The organism is Synechococcus sp. RS9916, assembly GCF_000153825.1.
Taxonomy (GTDB): domain Bacteria; phylum Cyanobacteriota; class Cyanobacteriia; order PCC-6307; family Cyanobiaceae; genus Synechococcus_C.
Window position 1 is genome coordinate 523506 of record NZ_DS022299.1, and the last position, 25706, is coordinate 549211.

Here is a 25706-nt window from a genome sequence, read left to right on the forward strand (position 1 = left end):
GACGCCCCACGCCATTGGATCGTTATGGCTGATGCTCCTTATCTGATCGCTTTGGCGTTGTTGGAGCAGAACGGAGCACGAGCCCTGCCTTTGGGGGGACGCTCGCTGCCGGCCGATGCCGACTTGACGCCCGGTGGTGAGCCCCACGTCATGGCCAAGGAGCTCGCCCTGGAGCTGCTGGTTCGGGTGTGGCAACGCAGTGATGATGGACCGCTTCAGCAGGCCTCACCGCAGGGCAGTTTGTTGCTGGCGGAGGTGCCCATGGGGTGCTTGCCCGAGGATCTGCCGACGCTCAAGGCCGCCTGGTTGAACAGTGGTGACACCACCGCTTTCCATCAGGGACTGCAGGCCATGGCCGGCCGGGTCTGGACCCTGTCATTCGCCAAGTTTCAGCCCCTTGTCTTTACACCTCTGGCCGCGTGAGCGGTTGGAGGAATCCCGCGATCAACGGCTCTGGTTTTCGTCGAGGGCGGCATCGAGCGTGATGCCGCGGGTTTCTGCTGTGGCCACAACCTTGTAGGCCGTTTGGCGGTTGTTCACCACATGGCAGTGCTGCTGGGCATCGCAAACCCGGAAGCGCCCTCCGGCCATGAAGTCAGCGGTGAGTCCGGAGGAGGTTCTCAGCATGCGCATGACGATGATCTCCGGCTTGCGTCATCCTCGGGCCGTTCCCGCGGAGGCGCTTGAGGAGGAATACCTAAAACCAAGGGCAATTGAGCGATTGCGCTCATGGATCTCAGTGCACCAATGCTTAGACCGGATTTAACCCTGCGGTTGAACGTCATGACTGCATCAAGGCCGTCAACGCATCAGCCTGAAGCGCACTCTCCCTCATGCCAGATTCCGCCTCGTCCCCAGACGATTCAGGCTCTGCTCAGCCTCGCTTGGCTCCATCCCCGCAGTGAGCGTCCGTCCTGGTTGCGGGCCGAACTTGGCGAATCTGGCCCGGACTGAAGCCAGTTCTCAGTTGTCCTTCGGTTGGATGACGGCTGCCTGAAGGAGGCTGAAGACAGCTGGAGCGGTTGATGTGGCTGTCTGTTCCCGATACGGCGCGCCGGGTTGCGGAACGGCGTGCTGCTTGGCCACGGCAGAGCAGTTTGCTTTTTACGTCAAGAACGAACCGCCGTTTCAGGCCTATTGCCCTTTGGTGGCGCGTTACGGAGAAACCCTGTTGGGATCATCCCGGTATGCCCATGCTGATGGGCGCCATTGAAGCGATCAGCGCTGCTTGGCTGCCATTGCATCGGTGCAATGGCAGGAATGGGAGTTGAGGGTTGGAGCGTGAGGGCAGACATCAGGGCCAGGCCGACGCCGATCAGGCCTGATTCGAACGACATAGATGGGATGGCAGTGGAGGTGTTGATCTCCGGATGCCTTCACCGTCGCTTCGCTGGTCTCAGCGCAAGATGATCTTGATCACAACGCGCTGTGATTTGGGTCACGCGCTAACCCCAGAGCGTTGGAGGCGCGGCGCAGATTGGCGCGTTCCAGCTGGGGACGTTTGCTCTCGACCAGGTGATAGCTGGACACCACACAGCAGGACTCAAAGCCGTCCTGCTGGAGGCAGACCCTTAGGCAACCGTCCGCAAGTGGTGTGACCTCCATGGGCAGCTCTTGGCCGTTAGGGCCATCCTGATGGGCTTGCGCCCCACTGACCAGAGGGCATTTGTGCTTAATGCAGGATGCGTGCTTAAGCCCGGTGATAAGGGCTGCCGGCACGGATCGTCTGGGCCCTGAACAGCTGTTCCAGCAGCAGCAGCCTGGCCAGTTCGTGCGGGAAGGTCATCGGAGACAGAGAGAGCTGCCAGGCCGCGGATGCCTTCAGTTCCGCGGTGATGCCATCGGCACCACCGATCACGAAAGCCAGCCGCTGGGATCCATAGCCCCCCAACCGGGAGGCAAAAGTGACCGAGTCGATGGTTTTGCCCTGTTCCATCAGGATCACGGGCACCTCGTCAGGGCGAAGCGCTTGGCGGATGGCTTCGGCTTCCTTTTCAGGAGTGCTGTCGCGGAGTTCGGTGATGGTCAGACCAGGAAGACGCTTGAGGTAAAGCGCAATGCCTTCCTGCACCCAGCTTTTGCGAACCTTGCCAACCGCCAGGATTCGACAGCGGGCCGGGTTCAAGCCCCATCCTCGTCGTCTTCCAGGAACAGCTGGCCGAAGGCGACATACATGCTCTCTTCTTCGCTGCCTGGGGCCACCTTGATCCGGCGGGGTTGGGTGTTCTTGCCTTTGCCCTGCTGACGACCGGGTGGCGAGGGCAGTGGTCCCGCTCCTGTGGATGGCGCCGGTGTTGTTGCGCTGCCACCAGCGGGGGAGCGGTTGGTGGCTTGACGACGCCGCTCGTCCTCGGCTTTTTGCTCCGCCTGTTTCAGGCGGGCCATCAAATGCTCCGGAACCGTTCCATCGGCGCTGACCGTCATCAGCTCGTGGAACAGCGCCTGGGGGTTCTCCTCGGTTTCCACCCGATGGCGCTTGTGCGTGGCCTTCGCGCGGGACTCTGCCTTGGGTTCGGGTTTCGCCAGCGGTTCCGGCAACTGGCGTCCCAGCTGCCTCAGGCGTTCCATGCTGCGGGGATCAAAGCTCATCAGCAGCCCAGGGTGTCGCGGGTGTCGCGGCCCGTCACGGGATTGGTGCCTTCGGCGGCGGCGCAGAGCGTCTTCAGAGCATCACCGCGAAACGGAACGTTGGTGAAGTCAGCGCCGGTGATGATCACGTTGCTGAAGCGGGTGTTGAACGCAAAAGCGTCCTCCAATACAGCATTGGTCAGGTTGGTGCCATCCAGCACTGCTGAGTCCAACGTGGCATCGCGCAAATTGGTGTCAGTCAGGTTGGCGTCCTGAAGTTTGGCGCCGTAGAGGCTGGCGCCCTGGAGGTCGCTGCCGGAGAAATCGGCTTCCCGCAGATTGGTCAGATTGAAGGTCACCCCCTGCATCTCACGGTTGGTGAAATCGGATCCGATTAACACCTGTTTGGCGTAATCCATAGCGGCATGGGCCGGAGCAAGCGGCAAGGTGATCGCCAGCAGCAAGGCGATCAGAGGAGCCAACAGGCGGCGGGGCATCGGCGGTGGGGGATCACAGCCCAACCCTAGGGCGCGTGAGCGAATCCCAGTCCATTGGGCGCACCATCTCGCGCTGAGTTCAAGGTCTGGGGAGAATGCCGTCAAGACGAGAGCCCGGGTGGTGTTGCAAGGTCCCCAGCTGCTTCGGGCAAAGACGGATCAGGTTTTGTTGTCTCAGGTGCCAAGGCCTCAGCATCTTTGGCATGCCCTGCGCACCGGAATTGCCGCAGCTACGGCCTACGGGCTCGCCGAATGGATTGGCATTCCTGAGTCCTATTGGGCTGCCATTTCCGCAATCATCGTCATGCAGTCCTCGCTGGGTGCTGCTTGGTCAACATCCAAGCAACGCCTGCTCGGAACCCTGCTGGGCGTGGTGCTGGGCGCCTGTCTGGTCAGTGCTTTGGGCACCCCTCATGTGGCCTTTTATGGCCTGGTGATGGTGCTGCTTGGCGGGCTTTGCTCCCTCTTGCGCATGGAGGTGATCGGCTATCGCTTTGCCGGTGTCACCTTCACCATCGTGGTGCTTGTGGCTGACCCTCAGCAGGTGTGGTGGGTGGGCCTTTACCGCTTTCTTGAGGTGTCGTTAGGGATCACCACCAGCCTGGTGGTGACAGCGGTGAGTGCGCGGCTGACGCGGCTGAGCGCTTGACGCAGGGCTGCGGATGATCTGGGCTGGCGGGTGATCCGAACGCGACGGATCAAGCGGGGAATCCTTCGGTTGATCCGTGGCTCTGGGTTGCCATGTCATCACCATCCCTCAACGATCCGGGTCGATGGGCGGAGCAGAAGGTGCTGTTGTTGCTCAGCGCACGCGGATGGACCTGTTTGGCGGAACGGTGGCGATGTCGTTTTGGTGAACTCGATTTGGTGATGGCCAAACAGAAAGGGAGTGAGGGCCGTCTGCTGGTGGTTGAAGTCAAGGCGCGCCGGCGCTGCGGTCGCGATGGTTGGGGAGTCGCAGCTTGCAATGCCGGCAAGCTTCAACGCCTGGCCAGGGCCATGGCCTGTTGGCGGATGGCCAATCCTTGGACTGCGACTTGGTCCATGGAGCTGGTGGTGGCCCTCGTGCCCTTGCCGCCTAACCGCAAGCCCGTTCGCTGGATACCCGTCGTCGATGGGGTCAACAGGCTTGGATGAAAGGAGGTCGAGGCCATCAAGAAGAAGAAATGCGTTCTGGTGTGTGATTGGCGCTGCGTCATCGCTTCTCTTTCCTGGCCTGAATGAAGACTTTGCCGATGAAGGTGATGTGTTGATGCGTTGGTAGCGAATACTCACGAATTGTCCGGGGGCACCAGGGGCACGACTGGCGCGATAGCGTTCAGTCAGACGATTTCCAGAAAGCTCGTAATAGGATTGATTGCGTTCAGTATTAGGGGGTGTATCGAGCAGGCCGGAGAGAGTTTTGTGGCACAGCTCGCTTGAAGGAACGTAGCTGATGCGATAGACGTAATTGCCTTCAATGCGTAGGTGAAAATGGTTGCGATCCCGATCGCTTGTTTTGTACATCGCTTGCGCCAGGCATTGCTGTTCTGGAAGCCTGGATAGACCTAATCCTTGCGGGAGAGGCAGTGGCTCAATCCGGTCAAATACTGTTTTTGTTTTGGTGTTGAGATCGAGGCTGTAGAAGCTGTCGTGATTGGTCTGCCTGTAGATCACTGGTTGCCCTTTGGCATCCTTGGATTCGTTGAAACGAATGGCTAACAAGGTTTTTCTGCAACGCCCTTCATGCATCTCCATCGCCCAGAGTGCGCCATTCTTTCTGGCCAGGCGCAGTTGGGGGGAAGCGGCTGGATCACGATTGACGAAATCGGTCTGGCGAAAGCAACGACTTTCAGGATTGTCGGTGTTGCTTTGAGTTGTTTGATTGGGGTTCCACGCACTGTTGCTACAGCCGCTGATGACCAACAGTCCTGCCAAGGAGGTGGTGAGAGCGTGGGCAGTTGCTGGAATGGTCATGTCACTGATCAACAGACTTCCCTCGACCGTATGCAGAGTCATCGCTCTCGCCGATGACTGCGATCACAGCGCCCGTTGATCTCCTGACTGATCCGGTGATCCTTCAGGCTGGAGCAATGAGCTTTTCTGGACACACCGCCCGCAAGCGCTTCGGCCAGCACTGGTTGCGGGATGAGCGGGTGCTGGATCACATCCTGGAGGCTTCCGGGTTGCAGGCTGACGACCGGGTGCTGGAGGTGGGTCCGGGGCGGGGTGCTCTGACCGAACGGCTTTTGCGCTCCCCCGCAGCGGCGGTTCATGCGGTGGAACTCGACCGCGATCTGGTAGCCGGATTGCGGGATCGTTTCGGCTCCGATGGGCGTTTCTCTTTGCGCGAAGGCGATGTGCTGGATGTCCCCCTGACCCTTCCAGACGAGGGGTTGGCGACCAAGGTGGTGGCCAACATCCCCTACAACATCACAGGCCCCTTGATGGAGCGTTTGATCGGTCGACTCGATCGACCTGTTGACCCTCCCTATCAGCGTCTGGTGTTGCTGGTGCAAAAGGAAGTGGCTGAACGCATCCGAGCGCGACCTGGCCATAGCAGCTTTTCGGCTTTGAGCGTGCGCATGCAGCTGCTCGCCCAGTGCAGCACGGTCTGCCCTGTGCCGCCCCGTTGTTTTCAGCCTCCACCGAAGGTGCAGTCGGAAGTGATTCGACTGGATCCCCTGCCCATGCAGCAGCGCCCTGAGCCTGCTTTGGCCCGGCGCGTTGAGAGTCTGCTCAAGCAGGCTTTCCTCGCCAGGCGCAAGATGCTGCGCAACACGTTGGCGGGCCTTTGCCCTCCCGAACAGCTGCAGATGTTGGCTGCTGCTGCTGGCATTGATCTTCAGCAACGGCCCCAGGAAGTGGCCCCTGCCGCCTGGGTGGAACTGGCCAGGGGTTTGAATCAGGCCGACTCCGCCGCTTGATCGGATGACGGCCACGGTTCGTGTTCTGGCTCCAGCCAAGATCAACCTGCATCTGGAAGTGCTCGGTCTGCGCGCCGACGGGTTCCACGAACTGGCCATGGTGATGCAGAGCATCGATCTGGCCGACGAACTGATCTGTGACAACACCGCCGATGGTCAGATCCATCTCAGCTGCGACGTCGAAGGTCTCAGCACCGGCGGGGACAACCTGATCACCCGCGCAGCAGAGCTGTTGCGCAGTCGGTCGGGCTTCAACGAACTGGGTGCTTCGATCCAGCTCAAGAAAAAGATCCCCATCGGGGCCGGTCTGGCGGGGGGCTCCAGTGATGGTGCTGCGGCGTTGGTGGCGCTCAACATCCTCTGGGGTCTGGGCCATGCGCCCGCAGACCTCGAAGTGATGGCGGCAGAGCTCGGTTCGGACATGCCTTTCTGTATCCGCGGGGGCACACAGCTCTGTTTCGGCCGGGGTGAACAACTCGAGCCCTGCTCCCCAGCGGATCAGGCCATGGGCATCGTGTTGGTGAAGGATCCGAGCGTCAGTGTCTCCACCCCCTGGGCCTATGGCGAGTGCCGCAGGCTGCGCGGTGCGTCCTATCTCGAAGGTGACGCAGCTTTTGCTGAGCGCCGCCAAGGTCTGCGGGCGTCTGATTGGCTCAACCCGTTGCGGCCTGACACCCCCCCTCCACTGCAGAACGATCTCCAGACGGTGGTGGCGCCGCAGACGGCCTCGGTGCGCACTGCACTCGCGTTGCTGGAAGCCCTTCCAGGTCAGCTGCGGGTTGCGATGAGCGGTTCAGGGCCAAGTTGCTTTGCTCTCTTTGCCAATCGAGAGCAGGCCGATCAAGCGCTGGAAGCCCATCGCAGCAGCTTTGAGCAGGCTGGCTTGGCCTGCTGGAGTTGTTCGATGCAGCCTGAGGGCGTCAAGCTGGCCCCATGAGCAGTCAAGACAGCAACGCCAAGGGGGTCGACGATCCTTCCTCTGAGGGAGATTCAGCCGCCTCCAAGAGTGCAGAGGACACGGTCGCCAGCAAGCCGCGCAAAGGCCCCCTCAGCTTTTTGTCGGGTTCGGCTACCAGCCTGGTGCTGGCCTGGTTCAGCTGGGGGTTCAGCAAGCGAATGGTGCTGTACTTCGCAGAACACTCGACCCATTTCAGTTCGTCGATCGCCCAGAGCATCGCCACCGCATTGAAGACGTTGATGACGGGCATGTGTTTCCTGGCCACCTTCAGCTTCGCGTTCATCGGTCTGGGGCTGTTTCTTGTGTTTCTTCGCAGTCTTTTCATAGGCGAACAACCTGACGCTGCCTAGGGTTTTGCCATTGATTCCCGCGTTTTTACCGCGGTACGGAACCAATGACTCCCCACGACCTCGGCCTGCTGGTGCTGTTGCTTTCTCCAGGTTTGTTGCTGTCGGTGCTTCTGCTCACAACCTTTGCTGCTGGAGGCTGAATCTGCACGGGCTGAGATAGCTTGGCCGCTGACGCCGGCATGGCCGGGATATCAGCAACGCCGTGGCAGGGACGCTTCTCTTCAACGCACTCCGTGAAGCCATCGACGAGGAGATGGCCCGTGATCCTCACGTCTGTGTGATGGGGGAGGATGTCGGTCAATACGGCGGCTCCTACAAAGTCACCAAGGATCTGTACGAGAAATACGGCGAATTGCGGGTGTTGGACACGCCCATCGCTGAGAACAGCTTCACAGGCATGGCTGTGGGTGCTGCCATGACAGGCCTGCGCCCGATCGTGGAGGGCATGAACATGGGCTTCCTCCTCCTGGCCTTCAACCAGATCTCCAACAACATGGGGATGCTCCGCTACACCAGCGGTGGCAATTTCACGATCCCGACGGTGGTGCGTGGTCCCGGTGGTGTGGGCCGTCAGCTGGGTGCTGAACACAGCCAACGCCTGGAGGCCTATTTCCATGCGGTGCCGGGCATCAAGATCGTGGCCTGCAGCACCCCCACCAATGCCAAGGGCCTGATGAAGGCTGCCATTCGCGACAACAACCCGGTGCTCTTCTTTGAGCACGTGCTGCTCTACAACCTCACCGAAGATCTGCCTGAAGGGGATTACGTCTGCGCCCTGGATCAGGCGGATCTGGTGCAGGAAGGCTCGGACGTCACGATCCTGACCTACTCACGCATGCGTCACCACTGTCTCAAGGCGGTGGAGCAGCTGGAGGCCGATGGCATCAGCGTGGAACTGATCGACCTGATCAGTCTCAAGCCTTTCGATATGGAGACCATTGGTCGCTCCATCCGCAAGACCCACAAGGTGATTGTGGTGGAGGAGTGCATGAAGACCGGCGGTATCGGTGCTGAGCTGATTGCCCTGATCACCGAGCAGTGCTTCGACGATCTCGACGCCCGTCCGGTGCGTCTTTCCAGTCAAGACATTCCGACTCCCTACAACGGCAATCTCGAAAATCTGACGATCATCCAGCCCCATCAGATCGTTGAGGCGGCTCAGCAGATCGTCCGCGAGGGGCTCTGAGGCAATGGCTCGACAGCAGGGCTGGTTCGCCCTCATTCTTTCTTTGGCGATCACATCAGCCCTGTGGCTGTTCGTGATTTCTCCAGGTGTTGATCTGGGGCTTGATCTTCGAGGCGGAAGTCAGCTCCTGCTTGAAGTGCAGCCCGCCGGCTCCATCACCAAGATCACCAAAACAGAGCTGGAGTCGGTCAAGAGCGTGCTCGACCGTCGGGTGAACAGCCTGGGGGTTGCTGAATCCACCCTCCAGACGGTTGGAGACGATCAGCTTGTGCTTCAGCTTCCTGGGGAAACAGATCCATCCAAGGCGGCCGAAAAGCTGGGTAAGACGGCTCTGCTCGAGTTCCGTGCTCAGAAGCCAGGAATTTCGGAAGAAATGCGAGGCCTGCAGAGGCTGCGCAGTCAGGTGAAAAGCATCCTCGCGGCTAAGGAAGCCCGTGGCGATTCTGATGAAACGTCGATCGATCCTGAGGCGTTTGCCGAAGCACAGAAGGCTCTTGGGCTTGAAGGCTCGGCAGGCAGTGAACAGGAACAACTTGAACAGGTGCTCGCCAAGGCGGATCGGCAGTTTGCGGATGGGTTTGAGCCTGCAGCTTTCAACGGCAAATTGTTGACTAGGGCCGGAACTCGCGGACCCACTGAGCAGAGTCCCGGATGGGCCGTCACCCTCAGCTTCAATTCCGAGGGTGGTGACAAATTTGCTGAACTGACCAAATCGATTGCCGGCACCGATCGCCTGCTCGGGATTTTTCTGGATGGCAGTCCCATCAGCGAAGCATCGGTGGGATCGCAGTTCAAGGTGGCCGGCATTACGGGCGGGAATGCGGAAATCACCGGTCGGTTCAGTGCCGAGGAGGCCAATGACCTGGCTGAACTCATCAATGGCGGTGCTCTTCCCCTGCCGGTTGAGATCCTTCAAGTGCGCACCATTGGCCCCAGCCTCGGTGCTGAAAACGTTCAGCGCAGTTTGGTGGCTGCCCTCTCAGGCCTTGCCCTGGTCACGGTGTTCATGGTTCTGATCTACCGCCTTGCTGGAGCGGTAGCAGTGGTGGCATTGGCTCTTTATGCCTTGTTCAACCTTTCGGTTTACTCCCTGATCGGGGTCACGCTGACCCTCCCTGGCATTGCCGGTTTCATTCTCAGTATCGGCATGGCAGTGGATGCCAACGTGTTGATCTTCGAGCGCATCAAAGACGAACTGCGCAGCGGAAACACCCTGGTGCGTTCGATCGAAACGGCTTTCTCGCAGGCCTTTTCTTCCATCATTGACGGCCACCTCACCACCCTGATCAGTTGTGCTGCTTTGTTCACTCTCGGCACCGGCCTGGTAAAGGGATTCGCAGCCACCTTGGGCATCGGCGTGGTGTTGAGCCTGTTCACCGCCCTGACCTGCACCCGCACGTTGTTGCGCTTCCTGATGGGCTATCAGGGTCTCCGACGCCCCACGAATTTCCTGCCCCAGCGGCAGCTTCCCACCCAATCCGCCTGAATCTCTTCGCGTCATGATCGCCCTTCAACTCAGTCGATCCCGTCGCCGCGTCTGGTGGATTTCCCTGCTGATGGTGGCGTTCAGCATCACCGGTCTTGCCCTCAGCTGGACGAACCCCGCCATCAAGGCGCCTTTGCGCCCAGGCCTGGACTTCACTGGTGGTACGCAGATCCAGCTCGAGCGACTCTGCGAGGACGCTTGCACACCGCTTCAGGCCAATGCGGTCGAAGCCATCCTCGGGGAAGTTGCCCTCAGTGCTGATGACACCACCAACGCCCCAAGTCTTGATTCGGCAAGGGTTCAGATTCTCGATGGTGGTCAATCGCTTTCTCTGCGGACTCCAGCGTTATCAGCGGCACAAAGCCAAGAGGTGATTGAGGCTGTCACGCCTCTGGCGGGACCGTTTCAGACGCAGGGGCAATCGGTTGACACCATCGGCCCGAGTTTGGGAAGCCAGCTTCTGCTCAGCAGTTTGGTGTCTCTGCTGGTGGCGTTTGCAGGCATCGCTCTCTACATCAGCATCCGCTACGACGGCCGCTATGCCGTTCTGGCTCTGCTGGCCCTGGCCCATGACGTGGTGATCGTCTGCGGCATCTTTGCCTGGCTTGGTCTTTGGATCGGTCTGGAGGTCGACAGTTTGTTTGCGGTGTCGCTCCTGACCATCGCTGGTTATTCCGTGAACGACACCGTCGTGGTGTTCGATCGCATTCGCGAACGTCAGCGTGAGGATGGTGATCTTCCGATTAACGATCAGGTTGACCGCGCCGTGTCTGCCACCCTCACCCGCACCATCTACACCAGTGGCACCACATTGCTGCCTCTGATTGCTTTGATTTTGTTTGGAGGGGCCACGTTGTATTGGTTCGCCATTGCCCTTGCCCTTGGAGTGATTGTGGGCAGCTGGTCCAGCATTGCCTTGGCCCCTTCATTGCTCACCATTTGGTCAGGTCGCCCTCGCGCTTCGGCCAGTGCCTGAACGGAATCCAACGCGACCTCGGTATGGAGAGCGATGGTTTCCCGTCCTCTTATTGGCGCTAGCTCTGTTTGATTTACGCATCGAGTTGATGTTGTTGAGGGATCACATCACCCTCACGGCAATCAGCAACGCAGTGCGTCATCACCTGCTTGCGGTGGTTGTTTTGGTGGCCATGCCTTCGCTTTGGCGGCGCTACGGCCCCTCGAATAGGCCAGATCACTGACCTGTGAAAGGGCGTGTTTAGGTCCAGCGATCCATGATCTGGCGCACCACGACAAGTTCCATGCCGACTTGGAGTACAACAACCAACGGCAGAGCAAGGAGAACACCGGGCAGGCCAAGCAGTGCACCAAGGCTGAGTTGAGCCATTAAGGCCACGGTTGGCAACAGATTCACGGTGCGCCTCAGCAAGATCGGTGTCAGCAGAAAGGCTTCCAAGTTCTGCAGCACCAGGCGCAGCACCAGCACCTGAAGCATCAAGGTTGGCGAGACCAGCAGGGCCATGGACAGTGGCAACAGGGTGGCTGCTGTGGGGCCGATGGTCGGTACAAAGGTGAGCAGGCCGCAGACCAGAGCACTCAGCAGTGCCAACGGAGCTTTGAGAAGGGCGAGTCCCAGCCAGGTCAGCAGAAACACGCTTGTCGCGGAGAGCGTCATGCCAGCCAGCCAGCCGCCAAGGGCCGTCCGGCATTGATCAAGGACCCGCTTCATCATCGGCCGGGCGGGTCTGGGGGTGGCGGCGATCAGCATGCGTCGATGGGACGCAGGATCCAACACCATCAACACGGCCAACAGGCTCATCAGCAGGAGCTGCACAACACCGTTGGCGGCGCCGCCCGCAACCCCGATCAGCTGGGTGCCGACGGGCTCAAGTCGTTCCCAGCTGAATTGACTGGGCAAGTTCTGCGTCAGGCTCTGCAGTCGTGGCTCGTTGGCCACCATCGTCTGCAGCTTGCTGAACACCACCGGGACGAGCGCGCCCAGCTGTTGGATCTGGTCGATCAGCTCCGGCACCAGCAGCTGGATGACCAGGCTGCCGCCCAGCACCATGACCAGCAGCACCGCCGCCAACGCAATTGGGCGGGGCAGACCAAATCGCTGCAGCTTCTGGATTGGGACATCCAGAGCAACGGCCAGCACCACGGCGCCGAACAGCACAAGCAGCACCCAGCGCAGCTCCCAGATCAGAAGCGTGAGCACCACAAGGGTGAGGATGGCGAGCAGGTTTCTGGCGTTCATCCCCGGCTCTCCTTCATCTCAGCGGGTTGAAGCGAAGGTGCTCCGGTTTCCACCGGTCAAGCATGTCGTGGATGATCACTTCTCGGATAATCACCTGCAGAACCACCGCGAGTGGTAGGGCTAGCAGCAAGCCCAGAGGTCCAAAGACCACGGTGAACACAAACTGGGCCGTGAGGGTCAGGCCAGGCAACAACTTCACCTGGTGGTGCATCACCGACGGGGTGATCACATAACTCTCCAGGTTTTGAATCACCACATAAAGGCCGAGAACGGCAAGTGATTTCCAAGGAGCATCCAGAAGAGCAACAGCCATGGGAAAAATGGTGCTCATCGTCGGCCCCACGTTGGGAATCACGTTGAGAAGCCCGGCCAGAAGTGCGTTGGCGACCACCAGCTTCACGCCCAGCAACGACAAGCCAATGCCGGCCAGCACCCCCACACACAACGAACTGATCAGTAACCCCACCATCCAGCTGCTCAATGCTTCACCGCACTGCAGCAAGATGGCGCGCGCCCGTCGCCTGTAAAACGACGGCATCAATTGGATGGCCACCTCCCGGTAAGCCTGGGGCTGCACGGCCACCATCAAGGTGACGGCGATCACGAACAGCAGCTGCACCAGCCCGCTGCCCAGGTTGCCGGCGAGCCCCAACAGCTGTTGAAGTCCGCCGCCAAGGCCTGAAGCCAACGTCGCGCTGTCTGGAAGGGCCGTTCCGTTGGACAGGAACTGGGCGCTCCAGTTGCGAGCGCCTTCGAGCCCGTAGACCCTCCCAGAGATGTTGTTGATGGTCGCGATCGCCAGCTGCTTGAGCTCATTAGCTGCAGCAGGGAGCTGCAGGAGCAATTGATGGAACTGGCTGACGAATGGCGGAACCAGGATCGAGGCTCCTATTCCCACCACCAGCACCAGGCCCAACAGGCAAATCAAAAGGGCCCATCCCCTGGGAATCGGCCAACGTTCCCGCAGACTCCCAACAAGGGTGCAAATCGCCATCGCCAAGACGATGGCGGCGAACAGATGGATCAGCACATCCCGCAGGCTCCAGAGCAGCAGGCAGGCGGCTGTCAAAGCCGCCAGACCGATCCATTGGGGCAATTTCACCCGTTTTCGTCATCCGCACCGGCATTCTCGCCGGAGTTTTCGGAATAGCCCAGGTCGTTTGCGGCTGCGTAACGCTGCGCGAAGCGCATAAAGCGCTCGAAATCAGCCTCACTCTTCCAGGTGTAGGTGGCTTCCAGAGCGAAGGGTTTGCCGTTCACAAAGCGTCCATTCACTTCCCGAGTGACCAGCGAGCCCTCTTCATCCACCATCCACATGCCGGCGATGTCACCGAGCGTCTCAGGGGCCAGTGCTTGAGGCTCTTCGAACACGAACTTGGCCTGGCCCGTGCGTCCATCGCGGCTGCGGGTCATACGGATGTCCGGCACGACCGGCTCATTCACACCGCGGAAAAACTGAATGGCTGCTTTGCTGCCGTCTGCCATGGAAGATCCGCCCAAGCCAAACGGAGACTTTAGAGATGAATGCCGTCCAGTGGCTCTGGTAGAGGACTGATCAATTGATCGCGCAGTAACTGATCGGCGGATTGTTCGGGATCGAGGCCAGTGAGATCGATGCTTCGCCGCTCCTCCGCCTGTTCCAGCTCGTGGTCGTAGCAACGGTCGTAGTAATCCAACATGGCCCGGCATGCCGTTGCCCAGTCCTGAGAGGCAATGGCTTCGAGGGCGCGTTGGGTGCGCTGCGGCCCGAGGCGACGGCTGATGCGTTGCGTGGCATCCGCCAGCTGTTGTCCACCTTGGTGGCCATAGACGGCCACCAATTGCGCGACCCGTTCCTCGGTGGAGCGTTGAATTTCAAGCACCTCCGCCGCTTGCATCTGCTGAAACAGATCTCTGGGAATGCGGCATCGACCGACTTGGGCACTTTCCGCTTCCATCCAGATTTCTTGGGCACCGGCATGTCGGTGTTGCTCCAGGGCCTCGACCAGGCGGTTTTCGTAGTGTTCCGTAGTGGGTTGATCGGGGAGACCGAGGCCTCCAAAGCTGCTACCGCGGTGGTGTGCTAGGCCTTCAAGATCCACCACGGCGACGTTGCGGTTCGCCAGCGCCAGTAGGAGATCAGTTTTTCCGCTGCCAGTCCGGCCGCCGAGCAGCTTCACCGGCCAGGGACGTGAACATTGCTCCAGCACCCAACGGCGATAAGTCTTGTAACCACCTTCAAGTACCTGGGGTTTCAGGTCCACTTGGGTGGCCAGCCAGGCCATGCTGTTGGAGCGCATTCCTCCTCGCCAGCAGTAAATCCTGAGTGCTGGATCGTCCGCCGCCGCCTCCTTTAAGGCCCGTGCCAGAGAAGCCAGAGCGGGGCCGACAAGCTCCAATCCCAGCTCCACGGCTTGATGTCGTCCTTGCTGCTTGTAGGTGGTCCCCACCTCCGCCCGTTGCTCGTCACTGAACAGCGGGATGTTGATGGCCCCTGGCCAATGCCCCTGTTGGTACTCCCCGGGGCTGCGCACATCCACCAGGCGGCCAGCGGCGCGTCGAAAAGTGTTGAAGTCGGTTGTCGTTTTGGCGCCCATGCCTGACATAGTGGGCCAACGCCGTGCCAGTGAGAGCCGGTCTCGATTCATGCTTTCCGGACTCTCCTCCACCCCCAGCCTGACCGTCGAGCAGTTGCTGGAGCGATTTCGCACCGGTTCTGCGCGCCAGCGCCGATCTTTGATCCCCACCGTTGAGAAGCGGGCCGAAGAGCTTGCGTCCCTTGGGTCCGCCGCTCTGGCCGGGTTTGATCCCAAGGGTGACGACTGGGCCGCCGGTTGGCTGCTGCAGGTGTTTCAACGTCAGCAACCCCAGGTGCTTCCTTCGCTGTTGGGGGCCTCCAACGGATGGTTTGATGCACCATCGGCGGTGGGGATTGATTACAGCCCTCTGCAGCGCGATTTGCTGGCGGAACAGTTTGAAGAGGCAGATCGGTTCACCAGCCGGGTGTTGCGGCAGCTCGCAGGGCCTGACGCAGAGCAGCGTGGGTACGTGTATTTCAGTGAAGTGCCTCCGATGCAAGGCCTGGATTTGATCACCCTCGACCGCCTCTGGACCGCCTATTCCCAGGGTCGGTTTGGTTTCACGGCTCAGGCCAAATTGTTGGCCGCTCTCGATGGTCGTTACGAGCGTCTGTGGCCACGGATCGGTTGGAAACAGGATGGTGTCTGGACCCGCTATCCCGGGGCTTTCACCTGGAGCCTGACTGCGCCTGAAGGTCATATGCCCTTGATCAATCAGTTGCGTGGTGTGCGCCTGATGGATGCTTTGCTCAACCATCCTTCTCTGGAAGGACGTCGTTAAGGCGTGATCGGTTGGGTGGCAGCCGCACCTGAGGCCGTTAAGGTCGAATCAGAGTGCTGCTCTGCCGATGGCGTCGAGCGAACACACGGTGGTGTCGTTGACGCAAAAGCTGCGCCCGCTTTCGCTTGTGCCCACGTTCCGCTGGGCTGATTTCATCCTCCCGTCAACGCTTCAGTTGAGTCCGTTGCTCGAGTTGTTGCTCGAACCGGTGACCTGCGAGCAGACCGCCATGCGCTTGGAACTGGGCCTTCAGGAAGCGCTGGTCAATGCCGTACGTCACGGCAATGGAGGCGACAGCGGCAAGTGGCTGCGGGTGCGGCGGATCCTGACCCCCCATTGGCTCGTGTGGCAGATCCAAGACGAGGGGGAGGGCTTACCGATCGAAGCTCGTGCAGGGGAGTTGCCGCAGCGTCTGGATGCCGCGCGAGGTCGTGGTCTGTTCCTGATCCATCAATGTTTTGATGATGTGCGTTGGAGTCGGCGCGGAAATCGGCTTCAGGTGGCCTGCCGTAAACCCCTACAAGATTCGTCTGGCTTCAGCGGTGGGGACAGCCAGGATCCTTCAGTTCCCGCTTGAGCCATCGCAGGCCCTGCTCGGTGAGAGCACAGGCATCAGCGTTGCTTCCTCCTTTCAACAGCTGGAGCAGTGCACCGGTGAGCAATTCGGCAGCACGACGATCGGCATCGGTTTTCAGAGCGTGCCAGTTCCGGTCCGTCAGGCGTAAGTGTTCATGGAGGTCCTGAGCTAGGGCAGCGGCTTCAGCAGGCCATTCGGTGGAGCGTGCAGGCATTGCGCTGCGGAATCAAGCGATCAACCTCCCTATCCTGCAGGGTGATCCCCGTTGATGCGGCATGGGTGCCCGCTGGAGCCGTTCGCATCGTCAGCTCCCTCGGCATGGCCATCAGCGCCACTCGGGTGAATGGAGGATGTTGCATGGTCTGGCGCGGCTGCTGGTGGTGCTTCAGCAGTTCCAGGGTTCTCGCGCCAAGCCGAGACGATCTTTGGGTCTACGCGAGCGCCGACTCCATCAACGCCATCGCCTGCTTCAGCAGTTGGCTGAGGCCAATCCAGCCTTTCAGCAACTCACTCCCCCGGCGAAAGGCTGGTGGCTCTGGCACGGTCTGCGCTGGGGTGGCCCTGCGGTGTTGATTGGGTGGTGGCTCGCTCAGGCCGCCACGGGTTGAGGTCGCACCACCACCACCGATGGGGGTCTGACGTTGCTGGGTTCAGCTTGATCACGGATCCAGGCCTGGTGAAGAGCACGACGGCGTCTGTCTTCAGCGAGAACAAGCCGGTCAGCGGCGCCCTGGGGACTTTCCCCGGGGTACATCCGCGTTCGCAAGCAGATCCCAAACCCGGTGGCCTCCACCTGCACATGCCCCTCCATCAGCACAACTTCAAAGGTCCAACCTTGAAGCCAGCGCACCTGAAAGGGGTTGGTCATGTCCTTCCTGATCCGTGTGGTTGAACCCTATGGACCGACAGAGGCAGCTGGCAGGGGGGTGTCAGCGAATGCCTATGCCGTTGGCGGTTTGGTGGCGGTCCAAACCCGGGTCATGAAGTGGGAGTCGGCGGCAATTCCTGTGAAGCCAGCCTGTTGAAGGCGACGTTCCATGTCATCGCTGATGTAATCGCGGTAATAAGGCTCGTGGAAGGCCTTGCGGAAGTTGTCCATCGCGAGTTCGAACTGAGGAGAATCCGCCAACTGGATGGAATCCGCCAGAACGAACACTCCGCCTGGCTCCAACACCCGATAGCACTGGTTGATCACGGCCTGACGGGCCTCCCCAGGGAGTTCATGCATCAGGAACACGCAGGTCACGGCCTGGGTGCTTCCGTCCGCGAGGGGGATGGACTCACCATTGCCTTGGAGCAATTGCACCAATGGGCTGTCACCTTGGTTCAACCAACGGTTGGCCTGCCGCAAATAAGCCTCGGAGAGATCGACTCCCACAAGGGTTGCTTCGGGCAGTGCTGCACGGATCTGTTGAAGCGTGCGTCCAGTGCCTGTGGCCACATCCAGAACCTTGAGACTTGCGGAAGGTCGTCCTTCAAAGGCCCGCAGACCGCGCTTCAGAGGGGCAATCACGCGCCTGCGCATGGCGTCAGCAGCGCCGTTGAACAGGATGTCCACCTGGAGGTCGTAGAGCTCAGCGGAGTGGTCGCTCAGGTAGCCATCGGTCTGGTGATGGAAGTTTTGAAGGTAGTAGTCGGGATAAAGCGCTTCATCAGCATGATCCGGCAGGTCGCGCACATTGCGCTCCCGACGGCGATTCCAGGTCGAAGGAAGATCGAGCCATAAACGCGGATAGCGGGTGGCCCAATCGACCCAAGGCAGATCAAATAACTGACTTTTCGGATAGAGCCCTTGCTCTGCTTCCCGCCAGTCGAGATCCTCAAGATCGGCCATGGCCTGTCGCAACTGCATCAGCATCTCGGCAGGCACAGGTTCGGTGCTGGGTGTCACCTCCGGCGCCATCAATTCCATCAGTTTTGTGCTGATTTCTTTGTGGGCTAGCCCCGCCAGACTCCGGCTTTGCTGCAGGGTGCGATAAGCGATCTCGGTCAGGGTGGGCGTCGCCATCGCAGCGGGGCATCAACAGGTGGCCACCTATTCCAGCGGATCCCGGGCGACGCTGTGGCTGCCCAATTTCCGAGCCGCCTGCTTGGTGCAGGTCTGGGTGGAGGCTGAGACAAAGTTTCCACGCAAAACCCAATCCGAACGAGCAATTGTGTAGCAATCGCTACATAATTGACTTATGCGTTGGGAGAGGGCGGTGGCTGTTCATCAAAAAAACGCCGCGGGCGACCCGCTGGATCGTCCGAACAGGGGTGCCATTGAATTTGTGACCTGGGCTGAGCACCATGGTCACGATGCGCGCCTTCATCAGGCCGCGATCGGGCAGATCAAAGACCATCCCGATCGGAAAGATGGTGCTAGTGCGTTGGCTCAGCAGGCGGCTTGGGCGCGCCGATCAAGCCACGAGCGCCGCTTGCGCGACAGCGCCATGGCCCAGTTGCAGGGAGGTGGCTGACCTGATCAGGGCAAGACCACAAGGCATGAAAAAACCCCTCCATTGCGGGAGGGGTTAAAGGTTTCACCGAGGTGAACAGGCGCCGATCAGGCGTCGTAGTACATGGTGAACTCGTGGGGGTGAGGACGCTGGCGCAGCTGCTGCACTTCCTCGTATTTGATCTCGATCCAGTTGTCGATGAAGTCTTTGGTGAACACCCCACCTTCCAGCAGGTAGTGGTGATCTTCACGCAGAGCTTCGAGAGCGCCGTTCAGTGAAGCGGGCACGGTTGCGATCTTGGCCAGCTCGTCTGCGGGCAGTTCGAACAGGTCAACATCGACACCGTCGCCAGGATCGATCTGATTCTTGATGCCATCGATGCCGGCCATCATCATGGCGCTGAAGGCCAGATAAGGGTTGGCGAGGGCGTCGCCGGAGCGGAACTCAAGACGCTTGGCCTTGGGGCTGGGGCCGGTGAGGGGGATGCGAACGGCTGCAGAGCGGTTGCCCTCGGAATACACCAGGTTCACAGGAGCTTCGAAGCCCGGCACCAGGCGCTTGTAGCTGTTGGTGGTGGGGTTGGTAAACGCCAGGAAGGAGGGGGCGTGCTTCAGGATGCCGCCGATGTACCAGCGCGCTGTCTGAGAGAGGTTGGCGTAGGTGCCCTCACCGAAGAACAGGGGAGCTCCAGCCTTCCAGAGGCTCTGGTGCACGTGCATGCCGCTGCCGTTGTCGGCAAAGATCGGCTTGGGCATGAAAGTTGCGGTTTTGCCGTACTTCTTCGCCACGTTGCGCACGACGTACTTGTACGTCATGACGTTGTCGGCAGCCTGAATCAGCTCCGCGAATTTCATTCCCAGTTCGTGCTGGGCGGTGGCCACTTCGTGGTGTTGCTTCTCAATCGGCACACCCAAGGAACCCATGGTGAGCAGCATCTCGCTGCGGATGTCCTGTGACGTGTCGTTGGGGCTGACGGGGAAGTAACCCTCCTTCAGCTGGATCTTGTTGGCCAGGTTGCCGCCCTCTTCCACGCGGTTGGTGTTCCAGGGGGCTTCGATCGAGTCGACGCTGTAGGAACTGGATCCGTTGCTGCTCTCGTAGCGAACGTCGTCGAACAGGAAGAACTCGGGTTCTGGTCCGAAGAACGCGGTATCGGCAAGGCCGGTGCTGCTCAGATAGTTGAGAGCCTTCTGGGCCAGGGCACGGGGGCAACGTTCATAGGGCTCGCCCGTGCGCGGATCCATGATCGAGCAGATCATGCTCAGTGTTTTGTGGCGATAGAAGGGATCGATCCATGCGCTCTTGGGATCCGGAACCATCGCCATGTCGGAGGCGTTAATCGCTTTCCAACCACGAATGGATGAGCCGTCGAAGGCGAGGCCGTCGGTGAAGGCGTCCTCGTCGAGCAGGTCGGTGCAAACGGTGAGGTGTTGCCACTTGCCGTGCAGGTCAGTGAACTTGAGGTCAATCAGTTCAATGCCTTCGTTCTTGATCGTGTTGAGAACGTCCTGTGCGGTCTTGCCCATGGGGTCCAGTAAGGCTCACCTTTATGTGACATGAGAAACGTAAACACCCCGCAGGGCCCTTTTTGTATCAGCAGGCACACTTTCTGTGTTGGTCGTCTAAAACGTCTGCTGGGTGCCGCATTGGTAACCGTTTCTGTCAACTTGGTCACATCGCAGCCCACATCGGGGTTCTGAGCCAATCGATGGTGTTACGTTTCACTATGACACCGTCTATGCCTTTGCCATGCGTGATGCCATCACCGGGTTGATCGGTCGTTACGACCAGCTCGGTCGCTATCTCGATCGCAATGCCATGGACAGCATTGATGGCTATCTGGGTGAGGCTGAGCTGCGCCTCCAGGCTGTTGAGTTGATCAACAGGGAAGCTGCCGAAATCGTTCGCGAGGCCAGTCAGCGCCTGTTCAAAGGCGATCCTGAGCTGTTGCTTCCAGGTGGAAACGCTTACACCACGCGTCGCTTGGCTGCTTGCTTGCGGGACATGGATTATTTCCTTCGTTACGCCAGCTACGCCCTGGTCGCGGGCGACAGCACGATCCTGAATGAGCGTGTTCTGAACGGTCTCGACGACACCTACAAGAGCCTCGGCGTGCCCACCGGCCCCACGGTGCGCAGCATCGTTTTGCTGGCCGATGTGTTGTGCGAAATGCTGGTGGCGGCTGGGGTGTCTGTTGAACGTTGCGCAGTGGTGCGTCAGCCCTTTGATCACATGGCGAAGGGTCTTGCTGCCACTGATGTGCGTTTGCGCTAATCGCGTTGCAATCTCACATCTTCAATCTGGTTGGGTGACCTGACTGCGTAGGCTGCATCTCACGATTCGCTTCTTGGGCCTTGGCGACACCGCACTCTCACCTCCCGGTTGATCCGTGCCATCGCAGCTCTTTGGCCCCGATCGCCACGCCCGATCGGTTGCTCCTCGGCCCAGGCCCGTCGAACGCGCATCCCACAGTTCTTCAGTCGCTCTCCCGCACACCCATTGGCCATCTGGATCCGCTCTATGTGGAGCTGATGGCCGAGGTGCAGGAATTGCTGCGCTACGCCTGGCAAACCGATAACCGTCTCACCCTCCCCATGAGTGGCACCGGTAGTGCCGCCATGGAAGCGACCCTGGCCAACACAGTGGAGCCCGGTGATCGGGTTCTGGTGGCCGTCAAGGGGTACTTCGGCAATCGCCTTGTCGATATGGCCGGTCGTTATCGCGCTGATGTGCGTGTGGTGGAAAAGCCCTGGGGCGAAGCCTTTTCGCTCGATGAGCTTGAAGCTGCTCTGATCGAGCACAAACCAGCGATTCTCGCCATGGTTCATGCCGAGACATCGACTGGTATCTGCCAGCCCATGGATGGGGTGGGCGATCTTTGCCGCAAGCACAACTGTTTGCTGTTGCTCGATACGGTCACGTCCTTGGGAGGTGTTCCCCTGTTCCTGGATGCTTGGAAGGTCGATCTGGCCTACAGCTGCAGCCAGAAGGGGCTGAGCTGCCCTCCGGGCCTGGGTCCATTCACCATGGGTCCTCGAGCCGAAGAGAAGTTGGCTGCCCGCAAAGACAAGGTGCCCAACTGGTACCTCGATGTTTCTCTCCTCAATCAGTACTGGGGCAGCAATCGTGTGTATCACCACACAGCTCCCGTCAACATGAACTTCGGTATGCGTGAGGCCCTGCGCCTCCTCGCTGAAGAGGGGCTGGAGCAGTCTTGGTCTCGGCATCGCAGCAATGCCGAAGCGCTTTGGTCTGGCCTGGAAGGTTTGGGTCTGGTGATGCACGCTCCCGTCGAGCTGCGACTGCCCACGCTCACCACGGTGCGGATTCCGGAGGGCGTGGATGGCAAGGCCTTCACCCAGCACCTACTCGATAACCACGGCATTGAAGTCGGCGGTGGTCTTGGCACACTGGCCGGAAAGATCTGGCGGATCGGCCTGATGGGTTACAACTCCACTCCGGAGAATGTGAACCGCTTGCTCAATCTGTTTGAGACCGAGCTGCCGAAGTTCCGTCAGCCCGCCGTCGCCGCAGCCTGAACCACTGGGCCAGCATCGTGCTGGCCTCCTCCTCCAACACCCCGCCAATCACCTTCATGTGGTGATGAGCGCTCGGGTGTTGGCTGAGGTCGATCGTTCCTCCCATCGCACCCCGCTTGGGGTCTCTGGCGCCGTAGATCACTTGCCCCATCCGAGCCTGCACCAGAGCGCCGGCACACATTGGGCAGGGTTCCAGGGTGACCAACAGGGTGCAGTCGTTCAGTCGCCAGTCCCCCCGCAAGACAGTGGCCTGGCGGATGGCCACCAATTCGGCGTGGCCAAGGGGATCCTGATCCCGTTCCCTGGTGTTTCCTCCGAAGCCGATGCAGCGCCCCTTGCCATCGAGCACGAGAGCGCTCACGGGCACTTCGCCTTGTCGTCCGATCGCTTCGGCGCGCTGCAGCAGCAGGCCCATCCAGAACCGTTGCTGGTCCTCACTGAGCACCAACGGTGCATTCAAAGTCCTGATTCCGCACCTCACTACCAATCAATGTGCCATCGCGGTGGAGAATGAACGTTGTTGATCGCGAGTCTTTGGTCGGCCATCTGAAGCCAGCAACGACCGAGCTCCTCGCTCCCTTCGCGTCTCCGCAAGGTCTCGACCCCGATCTGGAGCGTTTCCTCCATGCCACTGCGAGCCAGCTCTGCCGCTGGCTTGGTCATGCCTCAAGCGGTGGCCCCCTTCCGAATCTGTCCGTGCTGCCCGCGGTCGCCCCTGAGCCTGATGGTCTTGGTATGGACCGGCTGCTGGAGGACCTCCAGCAGGTGATGGATGGCTCGTTTCAGCCTTCCCACCCCGGCTCTCTCGCCCACCTCGACCCCCCACCGCTGACGGCGTCGATCGCGGCCGATCTGATCTGCGCCGGTCTGAACAACAATTTGCTCGCTGAGGAGCTCTCTCCCAGCCTCAGTCGTTTGGAGCGTCAGTTGTGTGGCTGGTTCTGCTCTCGTTTGGGTTTACCGGACAGTGCTGGTGGCGTGGCGGCCAGCGGCGGCAGCCTTAGCAATCTCAACGCGCTCGTGGTGGCCCGCCAGGCTGTTGGACTGGCCCAGAACCCCGATGCGGTGGTGTTCGCGAGCATCGATGCCCATGTCTCCCTCGCCAAAGCGGTGCGGGTGATGGGGTTGCGCGACGACGCCCTGCAGATGATTCCGGTGGATGACAACGGTTGTCTGCAGCTGGATGGTCTCGAGGAGCGTCTGCAGGCGTTGCGCCTTCAGCACCGCCCGTGTCTGGCTGTGGTGGCCACCGCTGGAACAACAGTGCGCGGCGCCATCGATCCCTTGCAAGCTCTCGCCGAGCTTTGTGCTCGCGAGCAACTATGGCTTCATGTCGATGCTGCCATCGGGGGCGTCTTTGCATTGGCCGAGGCCACAGCGCCAATGTTCGAAGGGTTGGGTCAGGCGCAGTCGATCACTGTGAACCCCCAGAAAGTGCTGGGCATCACCAAAACTTCCTCATTGCTGCTGGTTGCAGAGCGCAAAGCCCTCGCGGATGCATTTGCGACTGGGCTGCCCTACATGGAGCCCGCCTGGGGTGAAAGTCATGGTGGAGAGCAAGGTCTGCAGGGAACACGCCCCGCTGAGGTTTTGAAGCTCTGGCTGGGTTTGCGACAACTTGGCGAAAGCGGCATTGCGGCAGTGCTCAGTGCTGCTGTCGATCGGCGCAGGATTTTGCAAGGCCAGCTGGATCACGACCGGTTGCGACTGCGCACCGGTCCGCTCCACCTTTTGGCTGTCCGACCTGTTCGCGGGGACCAGGCTGCGATCGAGGGCTGGTCATTGCATACCCGGCAGCGTCTGCTGGACCATCAATTGATGCTCTCGCGGCCCCTCTATGAAGGTGCCTACCACCTCAAAGCTGTGCTCGGAAATCCGCACACCCAGGCTGATCATCTGCACCAGCTGGCTGAGATCCTGAACGCATCCACTGCGGGGCTTCACTAATGCCAGCACCCCCCTCAACCCAGGGCCGTTGGGTCGCGATCGTCACCGGAGCGTTGTCGGTGGCCATCGGCGTGCTCTATCTGGCTGTGATCACGGTTCTCGACTCCCGCGGTCCGATGCGTCCACCTCCGCCCGAGGCCCTGGCCGAGGTGGAAGCTGCCGCTGCACCTGCCGTTGCAATGGCTCCACAACCCGGCGCACTGCCGTTTGCAGGAAACGCTCCAACGCTGAATCGCGTCGATTGAGGTCGTAGTGGCGCTGCACAACGTCTTGCATTCCACCATCTCCCCAGTCTTGGTCTTGTTGGAAATAGGTGATGAAGCTGGCCCCTGCGATGCGGGTGAGCCAGGCAGCAGCAACCCCCTGCACGGCCCGTCCCACCAGCAGGGTGGGCAGATTCAGGCTTAACGCGGTGCCAATCAGGGAGACTCCTCCTTTCACCACGCCCACTCCGGCCAGGGTGCGGCCAACGGAGACGGCGAGATCTTGGGCCCGTTGGCGGGTCAACGTGACCCCATACACAGCAGCCACTTCGATCACCATCTGGGCATTCACCGCTGCTGTGCCCAGGAGATCCACGCCCGGTAGCGGTGTGGCGGCCACCAATCCCCCACTGATCCAGCTGTAGCGATCGACGCAACGGCGGGCTTCCGTCTGGCGTTGTTGATCCAGAAGCTGTCGGCCCGTTGCGCCCAGATGACGACATTGGAGAAGGATGTTGTCGGCAAGCAGTTCGTCACCGTCGGCATGCAAGACGCTGGCCAGCCGCCGTAGCAGGGCCTCCACCTCTGGGGGTGGTTGCAGTGGTTGTTTGCCAGGCCGTGGCAACGACTGCGGGCAAGCGCTCGTCGCAATCACATCAGCAGGGCTCAGTAGGTCGGCACAACGTTGTTGCAGGAGTGCGATCAGGCGTTTCTCCTCCTCCTCCCCGCGCAGGTCGCATTTATTGAGCACCAACAGCAGGCGTTTGCCGAGGCTGGCGAGATGGCGTGTGACGTCCAGCTCAGCGGCGCGGAGATCGCCATCCACCACCACCAGCATCAGATCGGCACGACTGGCGCGGCGACGGGCCTCTCGTTCCCGTTCACGGCCATCGCGGCCACTTTCAAGAATTCCCGGTGTGTCGATCAGCTGCAGCCCTCGTTGCAGCCCCTTCAATCGCAATCGGTAGGTCTGGGTCTTGGTGGTCGTTCCCATCGAGGCACCGACGTCGCCAACGATCTCGTTGAGCAACGCGCGAATTAATGAGGTCTTTCCGCTGGATCCGGTGCCAAACACCACCACCGTGAGGTCACCGCGTTGGAGTTCGCGCGCCACCCGTTCCCGTTCTTGACGCAGCCCTTCCCGGCTCACTGCGTCGTCAAGTTTGTCCAGCAAACGATCGATGCTTTCCAGACTCTGCTCAGCGGCTTTGCGCCGGGTATCAGGAGGCGGTGGTAATTCCGCCGTGCTCTGGCGCGGCTGATCCTGGCGGCGCTTCCAGGCTTGAAACCATGGCCAACCGATCTGCGTGATCAGGGCCACCACCAGAGCAGCAGCCAACAACAGCACTGGCCCCACCATCCATGGCGGGAGCCAGTAGCTGAGATCCCAGAGCAGATTGCGCAAGGCCTGCAGCACCATGCCCAACACCACCAGGGCGATCAGGGCACCACCTGCCCAGAACAGCCAGCGCTTGTTGCCTTTCACCTGTTGCGCGT

At 60.4% G+C, this 25706-nt stretch carries 33 protein-coding genes; 18 read left to right on the plus strand and 15 right to left on the minus strand.

Annotation, left to right across the window (positions count from 1 at the left end; all coding sequences use genetic code 11):
* The first annotated feature begins 24 nt into the window (after positions 1–24).
* Positions 25–423, plus strand: a complete 399-nt coding sequence (locus RS9916_RS02875; protein ID WP_038023146.1) for a hypothetical protein — start codon at positions 25–27, stop codon at positions 421–423.
* 21 nt (positions 424–444) lie between these two features.
* Here RS9916_RS02875 and RS9916_RS02880 read toward each other — a convergent pair whose 3' ends face one another.
* Complete coding sequence (locus RS9916_RS02880) at positions 445–633, minus strand: hypothetical protein (RefSeq protein WP_007097718.1); 189 nt, start codon at positions 631–633, stop codon at positions 445–447.
* A 445-nt stretch (positions 634–1078) separates the two neighbouring features.
* Between RS9916_RS02880 and RS9916_RS15240 the strand changes: the two genes are divergently transcribed.
* On the plus strand, positions 1079–1213 hold the full coding sequence (locus RS9916_RS15240; RefSeq protein ID WP_255346323.1) for a hypothetical protein: 135 nt from the start codon (positions 1079–1081) through the stop codon (positions 1211–1213).
* Between the two features lie 203 nt (positions 1214–1416).
* Here the strand turns inward: RS9916_RS15240 and RS9916_RS02890 are convergent, their stop codons facing one another.
* The 4 genes from RS9916_RS02890 to RS9916_RS02905 form a co-directional block, all read right to left on the minus strand.
* A complete protein-coding gene (locus RS9916_RS02890) occupies positions 1417–1605 on the minus strand; it encodes a hypothetical protein (RefSeq protein WP_038023149.1) in 189 nt (62 codons plus the stop codon).
* A gap of 85 nt (positions 1606–1690) precedes the next feature.
* Positions 1691–2125 (minus strand): 23S rRNA (pseudouridine(1915)-N(3))-methyltransferase RlmH, encoded by a 435-nt coding sequence (locus RS9916_RS02895; protein WP_007097722.1) that lies wholly within the window; start codon positions 2123–2125, stop codon positions 1691–1693.
* Positions 2122–2589, minus strand: coding sequence for a hypothetical protein (locus RS9916_RS02900; protein WP_007097723.1), 468 nt, complete (start codon positions 2587–2589; stop codon positions 2122–2124). Before RS9916_RS02900 ends, RS9916_RS02895 begins: the two co-directional genes overlap by 4 nt.
* Positions 2589–3065, minus strand: a complete 477-nt coding sequence (locus RS9916_RS02905) for a pentapeptide repeat-containing protein (protein WP_007097724.1) — start codon at positions 3063–3065, stop codon at positions 2589–2591. Before RS9916_RS02905 ends, RS9916_RS02900 begins: the two co-directional genes overlap by 1 nt.
* A gap of 178 nt (positions 3066–3243) precedes the next feature.
* Between RS9916_RS02905 and RS9916_RS02910 the strand changes: the two genes are divergently transcribed.
* From RS9916_RS02910 to RS9916_RS13725, 9 genes are all read left to right on the plus strand, one after another.
* On the plus strand, positions 3244–3714 hold the full coding sequence (locus RS9916_RS02910; RefSeq protein ID WP_232199610.1) for an aromatic acid exporter family protein: 471 nt from the start codon (positions 3244–3246) through the stop codon (positions 3712–3714).
* 92 nt (positions 3715–3806) lie between these two features.
* Positions 3807–4202 carry a YraN family protein gene (locus RS9916_RS13720; protein ID WP_071961545.1) on the plus strand — a complete coding sequence of 132 codons (396 nt, stop codon included), beginning with the start codon at positions 3807–3809 and terminating at the stop codon, positions 4200–4202.
* A gap of 935 nt (positions 4203–5137) precedes the next feature.
* Complete coding sequence (gene rsmA / locus RS9916_RS02920; protein ID WP_038024086.1) at positions 5138–5971, plus strand: 16S rRNA (adenine(1518)-N(6)/adenine(1519)-N(6))-dimethyltransferase RsmA; 834 nt, start codon at positions 5138–5140, stop codon at positions 5969–5971.
* 4 nt (positions 5972–5975) lie between these two features.
* On the plus strand, positions 5976–6908 hold the full coding sequence (ispE, locus tag RS9916_RS02925; RefSeq protein ID WP_007097728.1) for a 4-(cytidine 5'-diphospho)-2-C-methyl-D-erythritol kinase: 933 nt from the start codon (positions 5976–5978) through the stop codon (positions 6906–6908).
* A complete protein-coding gene (locus RS9916_RS02930) occupies positions 6905–7279 on the plus strand; it encodes a DUF3082 domain-containing protein (RefSeq protein WP_007097729.1) in 375 nt (124 codons plus the stop codon). Before ispE ends, RS9916_RS02930 begins: the two co-directional genes overlap by 4 nt.
* A gap of 202 nt (positions 7280–7481) precedes the next feature.
* Positions 7482–8465 carry a pyruvate dehydrogenase complex E1 component subunit beta gene (locus tag RS9916_RS02935; RefSeq protein WP_007097731.1) on the plus strand — a complete coding sequence of 328 codons (984 nt, stop codon included), beginning with the start codon at positions 7482–7484 and terminating at the stop codon, positions 8463–8465.
* Positions 8466–8469: 4 nt separating this feature from the next.
* The gene (gene secD / locus RS9916_RS02940) at positions 8470–9951 is read left to right on the plus strand and encodes a protein translocase subunit SecD (RefSeq protein ID WP_007097732.1); all 1482 of its coding nucleotides are present in this window, start codon (positions 8470–8472) and stop codon (positions 9949–9951) included.
* A gap of 13 nt (positions 9952–9964) precedes the next feature.
* Positions 9965–10927: a protein translocase subunit SecF gene (secF, locus tag RS9916_RS02945; protein ID WP_007097733.1), complete on the plus strand. Its 963-nt coding sequence runs from the start codon at positions 9965–9967 to the stop codon at positions 10925–10927.
* 52 nt (positions 10928–10979) lie between these two features.
* Entirely contained in the window at positions 10980–11150 is a 171-nt protein-coding gene (locus RS9916_RS13725; protein WP_369791591.1) for a hypothetical protein, read from the plus strand.
* A 17-nt stretch (positions 11151–11167) separates the two neighbouring features.
* Here the strand turns inward: RS9916_RS13725 and RS9916_RS02950 are convergent, their stop codons facing one another.
* From RS9916_RS02950 to mnmH, 4 genes are read right to left on the minus strand one after another with little or no spacing between them, the layout of a single operon-like run.
* A complete protein-coding gene (locus tag RS9916_RS02950) occupies positions 11168–12166 on the minus strand; it encodes an AI-2E family transporter (protein WP_007097735.1) in 999 nt (332 codons plus the stop codon).
* 13 nt (positions 12167–12179) lie between these two features.
* Positions 12180–13268 (minus strand): AI-2E family transporter, encoded by a 1089-nt coding sequence (locus tag RS9916_RS02955; protein ID WP_007097736.1) that lies wholly within the window; start codon positions 13266–13268, stop codon positions 12180–12182.
* Positions 13265–13651: a photosystem II reaction center protein Psb28 gene (gene psb28 / locus RS9916_RS02960; RefSeq protein ID WP_007097737.1), complete on the minus strand. Its 387-nt coding sequence runs from the start codon at positions 13649–13651 to the stop codon at positions 13265–13267. The genes RS9916_RS02955 and psb28 overlap by 4 nt, the downstream gene beginning before the upstream one ends.
* Before the next feature lie 29 nt (positions 13652–13680).
* A complete protein-coding gene (gene mnmH, locus RS9916_RS02965) occupies positions 13681–14751 on the minus strand; it encodes a tRNA 2-selenouridine(34) synthase MnmH (RefSeq protein ID WP_038023154.1) in 1071 nt (356 codons plus the stop codon).
* 40 nt (positions 14752–14791) lie between these two features.
* On the opposite strand from mnmH, the gene RS9916_RS02970 reads away from it, so the two are divergent.
* Both RS9916_RS02970 and RS9916_RS02975 read left to right on the plus strand, forming a co-directional pair.
* The gene (locus tag RS9916_RS02970) at positions 14792–15505 is read left to right on the plus strand and encodes a GUN4 domain-containing protein (RefSeq protein ID WP_038024088.1); all 714 of its coding nucleotides are present in this window, start codon (positions 14792–14794) and stop codon (positions 15503–15505) included.
* Positions 15506–15572: 67 nt separating this feature from the next.
* The gene (locus RS9916_RS02975; protein ID WP_007097740.1) at positions 15573–16082 is read left to right on the plus strand and encodes an ATP-binding protein; all 510 of its coding nucleotides are present in this window, start codon (positions 15573–15575) and stop codon (positions 16080–16082) included.
* Here the strand turns inward: RS9916_RS02975 and RS9916_RS02980 are convergent.
* On the minus strand, positions 16042–16296 hold the full coding sequence (locus tag RS9916_RS02980) for a DUF6439 family protein (protein WP_007097741.1): 255 nt from the start codon (positions 16294–16296) through the stop codon (positions 16042–16044). The two genes, RS9916_RS02975 and RS9916_RS02980, sit on opposite strands and share 41 nt — an antisense overlap.
* A gap of 61 nt (positions 16297–16357) precedes the next feature.
* Here RS9916_RS02980 and RS9916_RS02985 point away from each other — a divergent pair, with 61 nt between their 5' ends.
* Entirely contained in the window at positions 16358–16690 is a 333-nt protein-coding gene (locus RS9916_RS02985; RefSeq protein WP_007097743.1) for a hypothetical protein, read from the plus strand.
* On the opposite strand, the gene RS9916_RS02990 is transcribed toward RS9916_RS02985, so the two are convergent.
* Entirely contained in the window at positions 16672–16950 is a 279-nt protein-coding gene (locus RS9916_RS02990; RefSeq protein ID WP_007097744.1) for a hypothetical protein, read from the minus strand. The genes RS9916_RS02985 and RS9916_RS02990 overlap by 19 nt on opposite strands.
* A 72-nt stretch (positions 16951–17022) precedes the next feature.
* On the minus strand, positions 17023–18090 hold the full coding sequence (locus RS9916_RS02995; protein WP_007097746.1) for a class I SAM-dependent methyltransferase: 1068 nt from the start codon (positions 18088–18090) through the stop codon (positions 17023–17025).
* Positions 18091–18283: 193 nt separating this feature from the next.
* Here RS9916_RS02995 and RS9916_RS03000 point away from each other — a divergent pair, with 193 nt between their 5' ends.
* On the plus strand, positions 18284–18541 hold the full coding sequence (locus RS9916_RS03000; protein ID WP_038024090.1) for a hypothetical protein: 258 nt from the start codon (positions 18284–18286) through the stop codon (positions 18539–18541).
* An 86-nt stretch (positions 18542–18627) separates the two neighbouring features.
* On the opposite strand, the gene glnA is transcribed toward RS9916_RS03000, so the two are convergent.
* Complete coding sequence (glnA, locus tag RS9916_RS03005) at positions 18628–20046, minus strand: type I glutamate--ammonia ligase (RefSeq protein WP_007097748.1); 1419 nt, start codon at positions 20044–20046, stop codon at positions 18628–18630.
* A gap of 223 nt (positions 20047–20269) precedes the next feature.
* Between glnA and RS9916_RS03010 the strand changes: the two genes are divergently transcribed.
* Complete coding sequence (locus RS9916_RS03010) at positions 20270–20794, plus strand: allophycocyanin subunit beta (protein ID WP_007097749.1); 525 nt, start codon at positions 20270–20272, stop codon at positions 20792–20794.
* Between the two features lie 80 nt (positions 20795–20874).
* Positions 20875–22059, plus strand: a complete 1185-nt coding sequence (locus RS9916_RS03015) for an alanine--glyoxylate aminotransferase family protein (protein WP_038023159.1) — start codon at positions 20875–20877, stop codon at positions 22057–22059.
* Here the strand turns inward: RS9916_RS03015 and RS9916_RS03020 are convergent.
* On the minus strand, positions 22001–22504 hold the full coding sequence (locus RS9916_RS03020) for a nucleoside deaminase (RefSeq protein ID WP_007097751.1): 504 nt from the start codon (positions 22502–22504) through the stop codon (positions 22001–22003). The two genes, RS9916_RS03015 and RS9916_RS03020, sit on opposite strands and share 59 nt — an antisense overlap.
* 65 nt (positions 22505–22569) lie before the next feature.
* On the opposite strand from RS9916_RS03020, the gene RS9916_RS03025 reads away from it, so the two are divergent.
* Positions 22570–24006: an aminotransferase class V-fold PLP-dependent enzyme gene (locus tag RS9916_RS03025; RefSeq protein WP_007097752.1), complete on the plus strand. Its 1437-nt coding sequence runs from the start codon at positions 22570–22572 to the stop codon at positions 24004–24006.
* A gap of 90 nt (positions 24007–24096) precedes the next feature.
* On the opposite strand, the gene RS9916_RS03030 is transcribed toward RS9916_RS03025, so the two are convergent.
* Positions 24097–25695: a YcjF family protein gene (locus tag RS9916_RS03030; protein ID WP_007097753.1), complete on the minus strand. Its 1599-nt coding sequence runs from the start codon at positions 25693–25695 to the stop codon at positions 24097–24099.
* Positions 25696–25706: the final 11 nt, after the last annotated feature.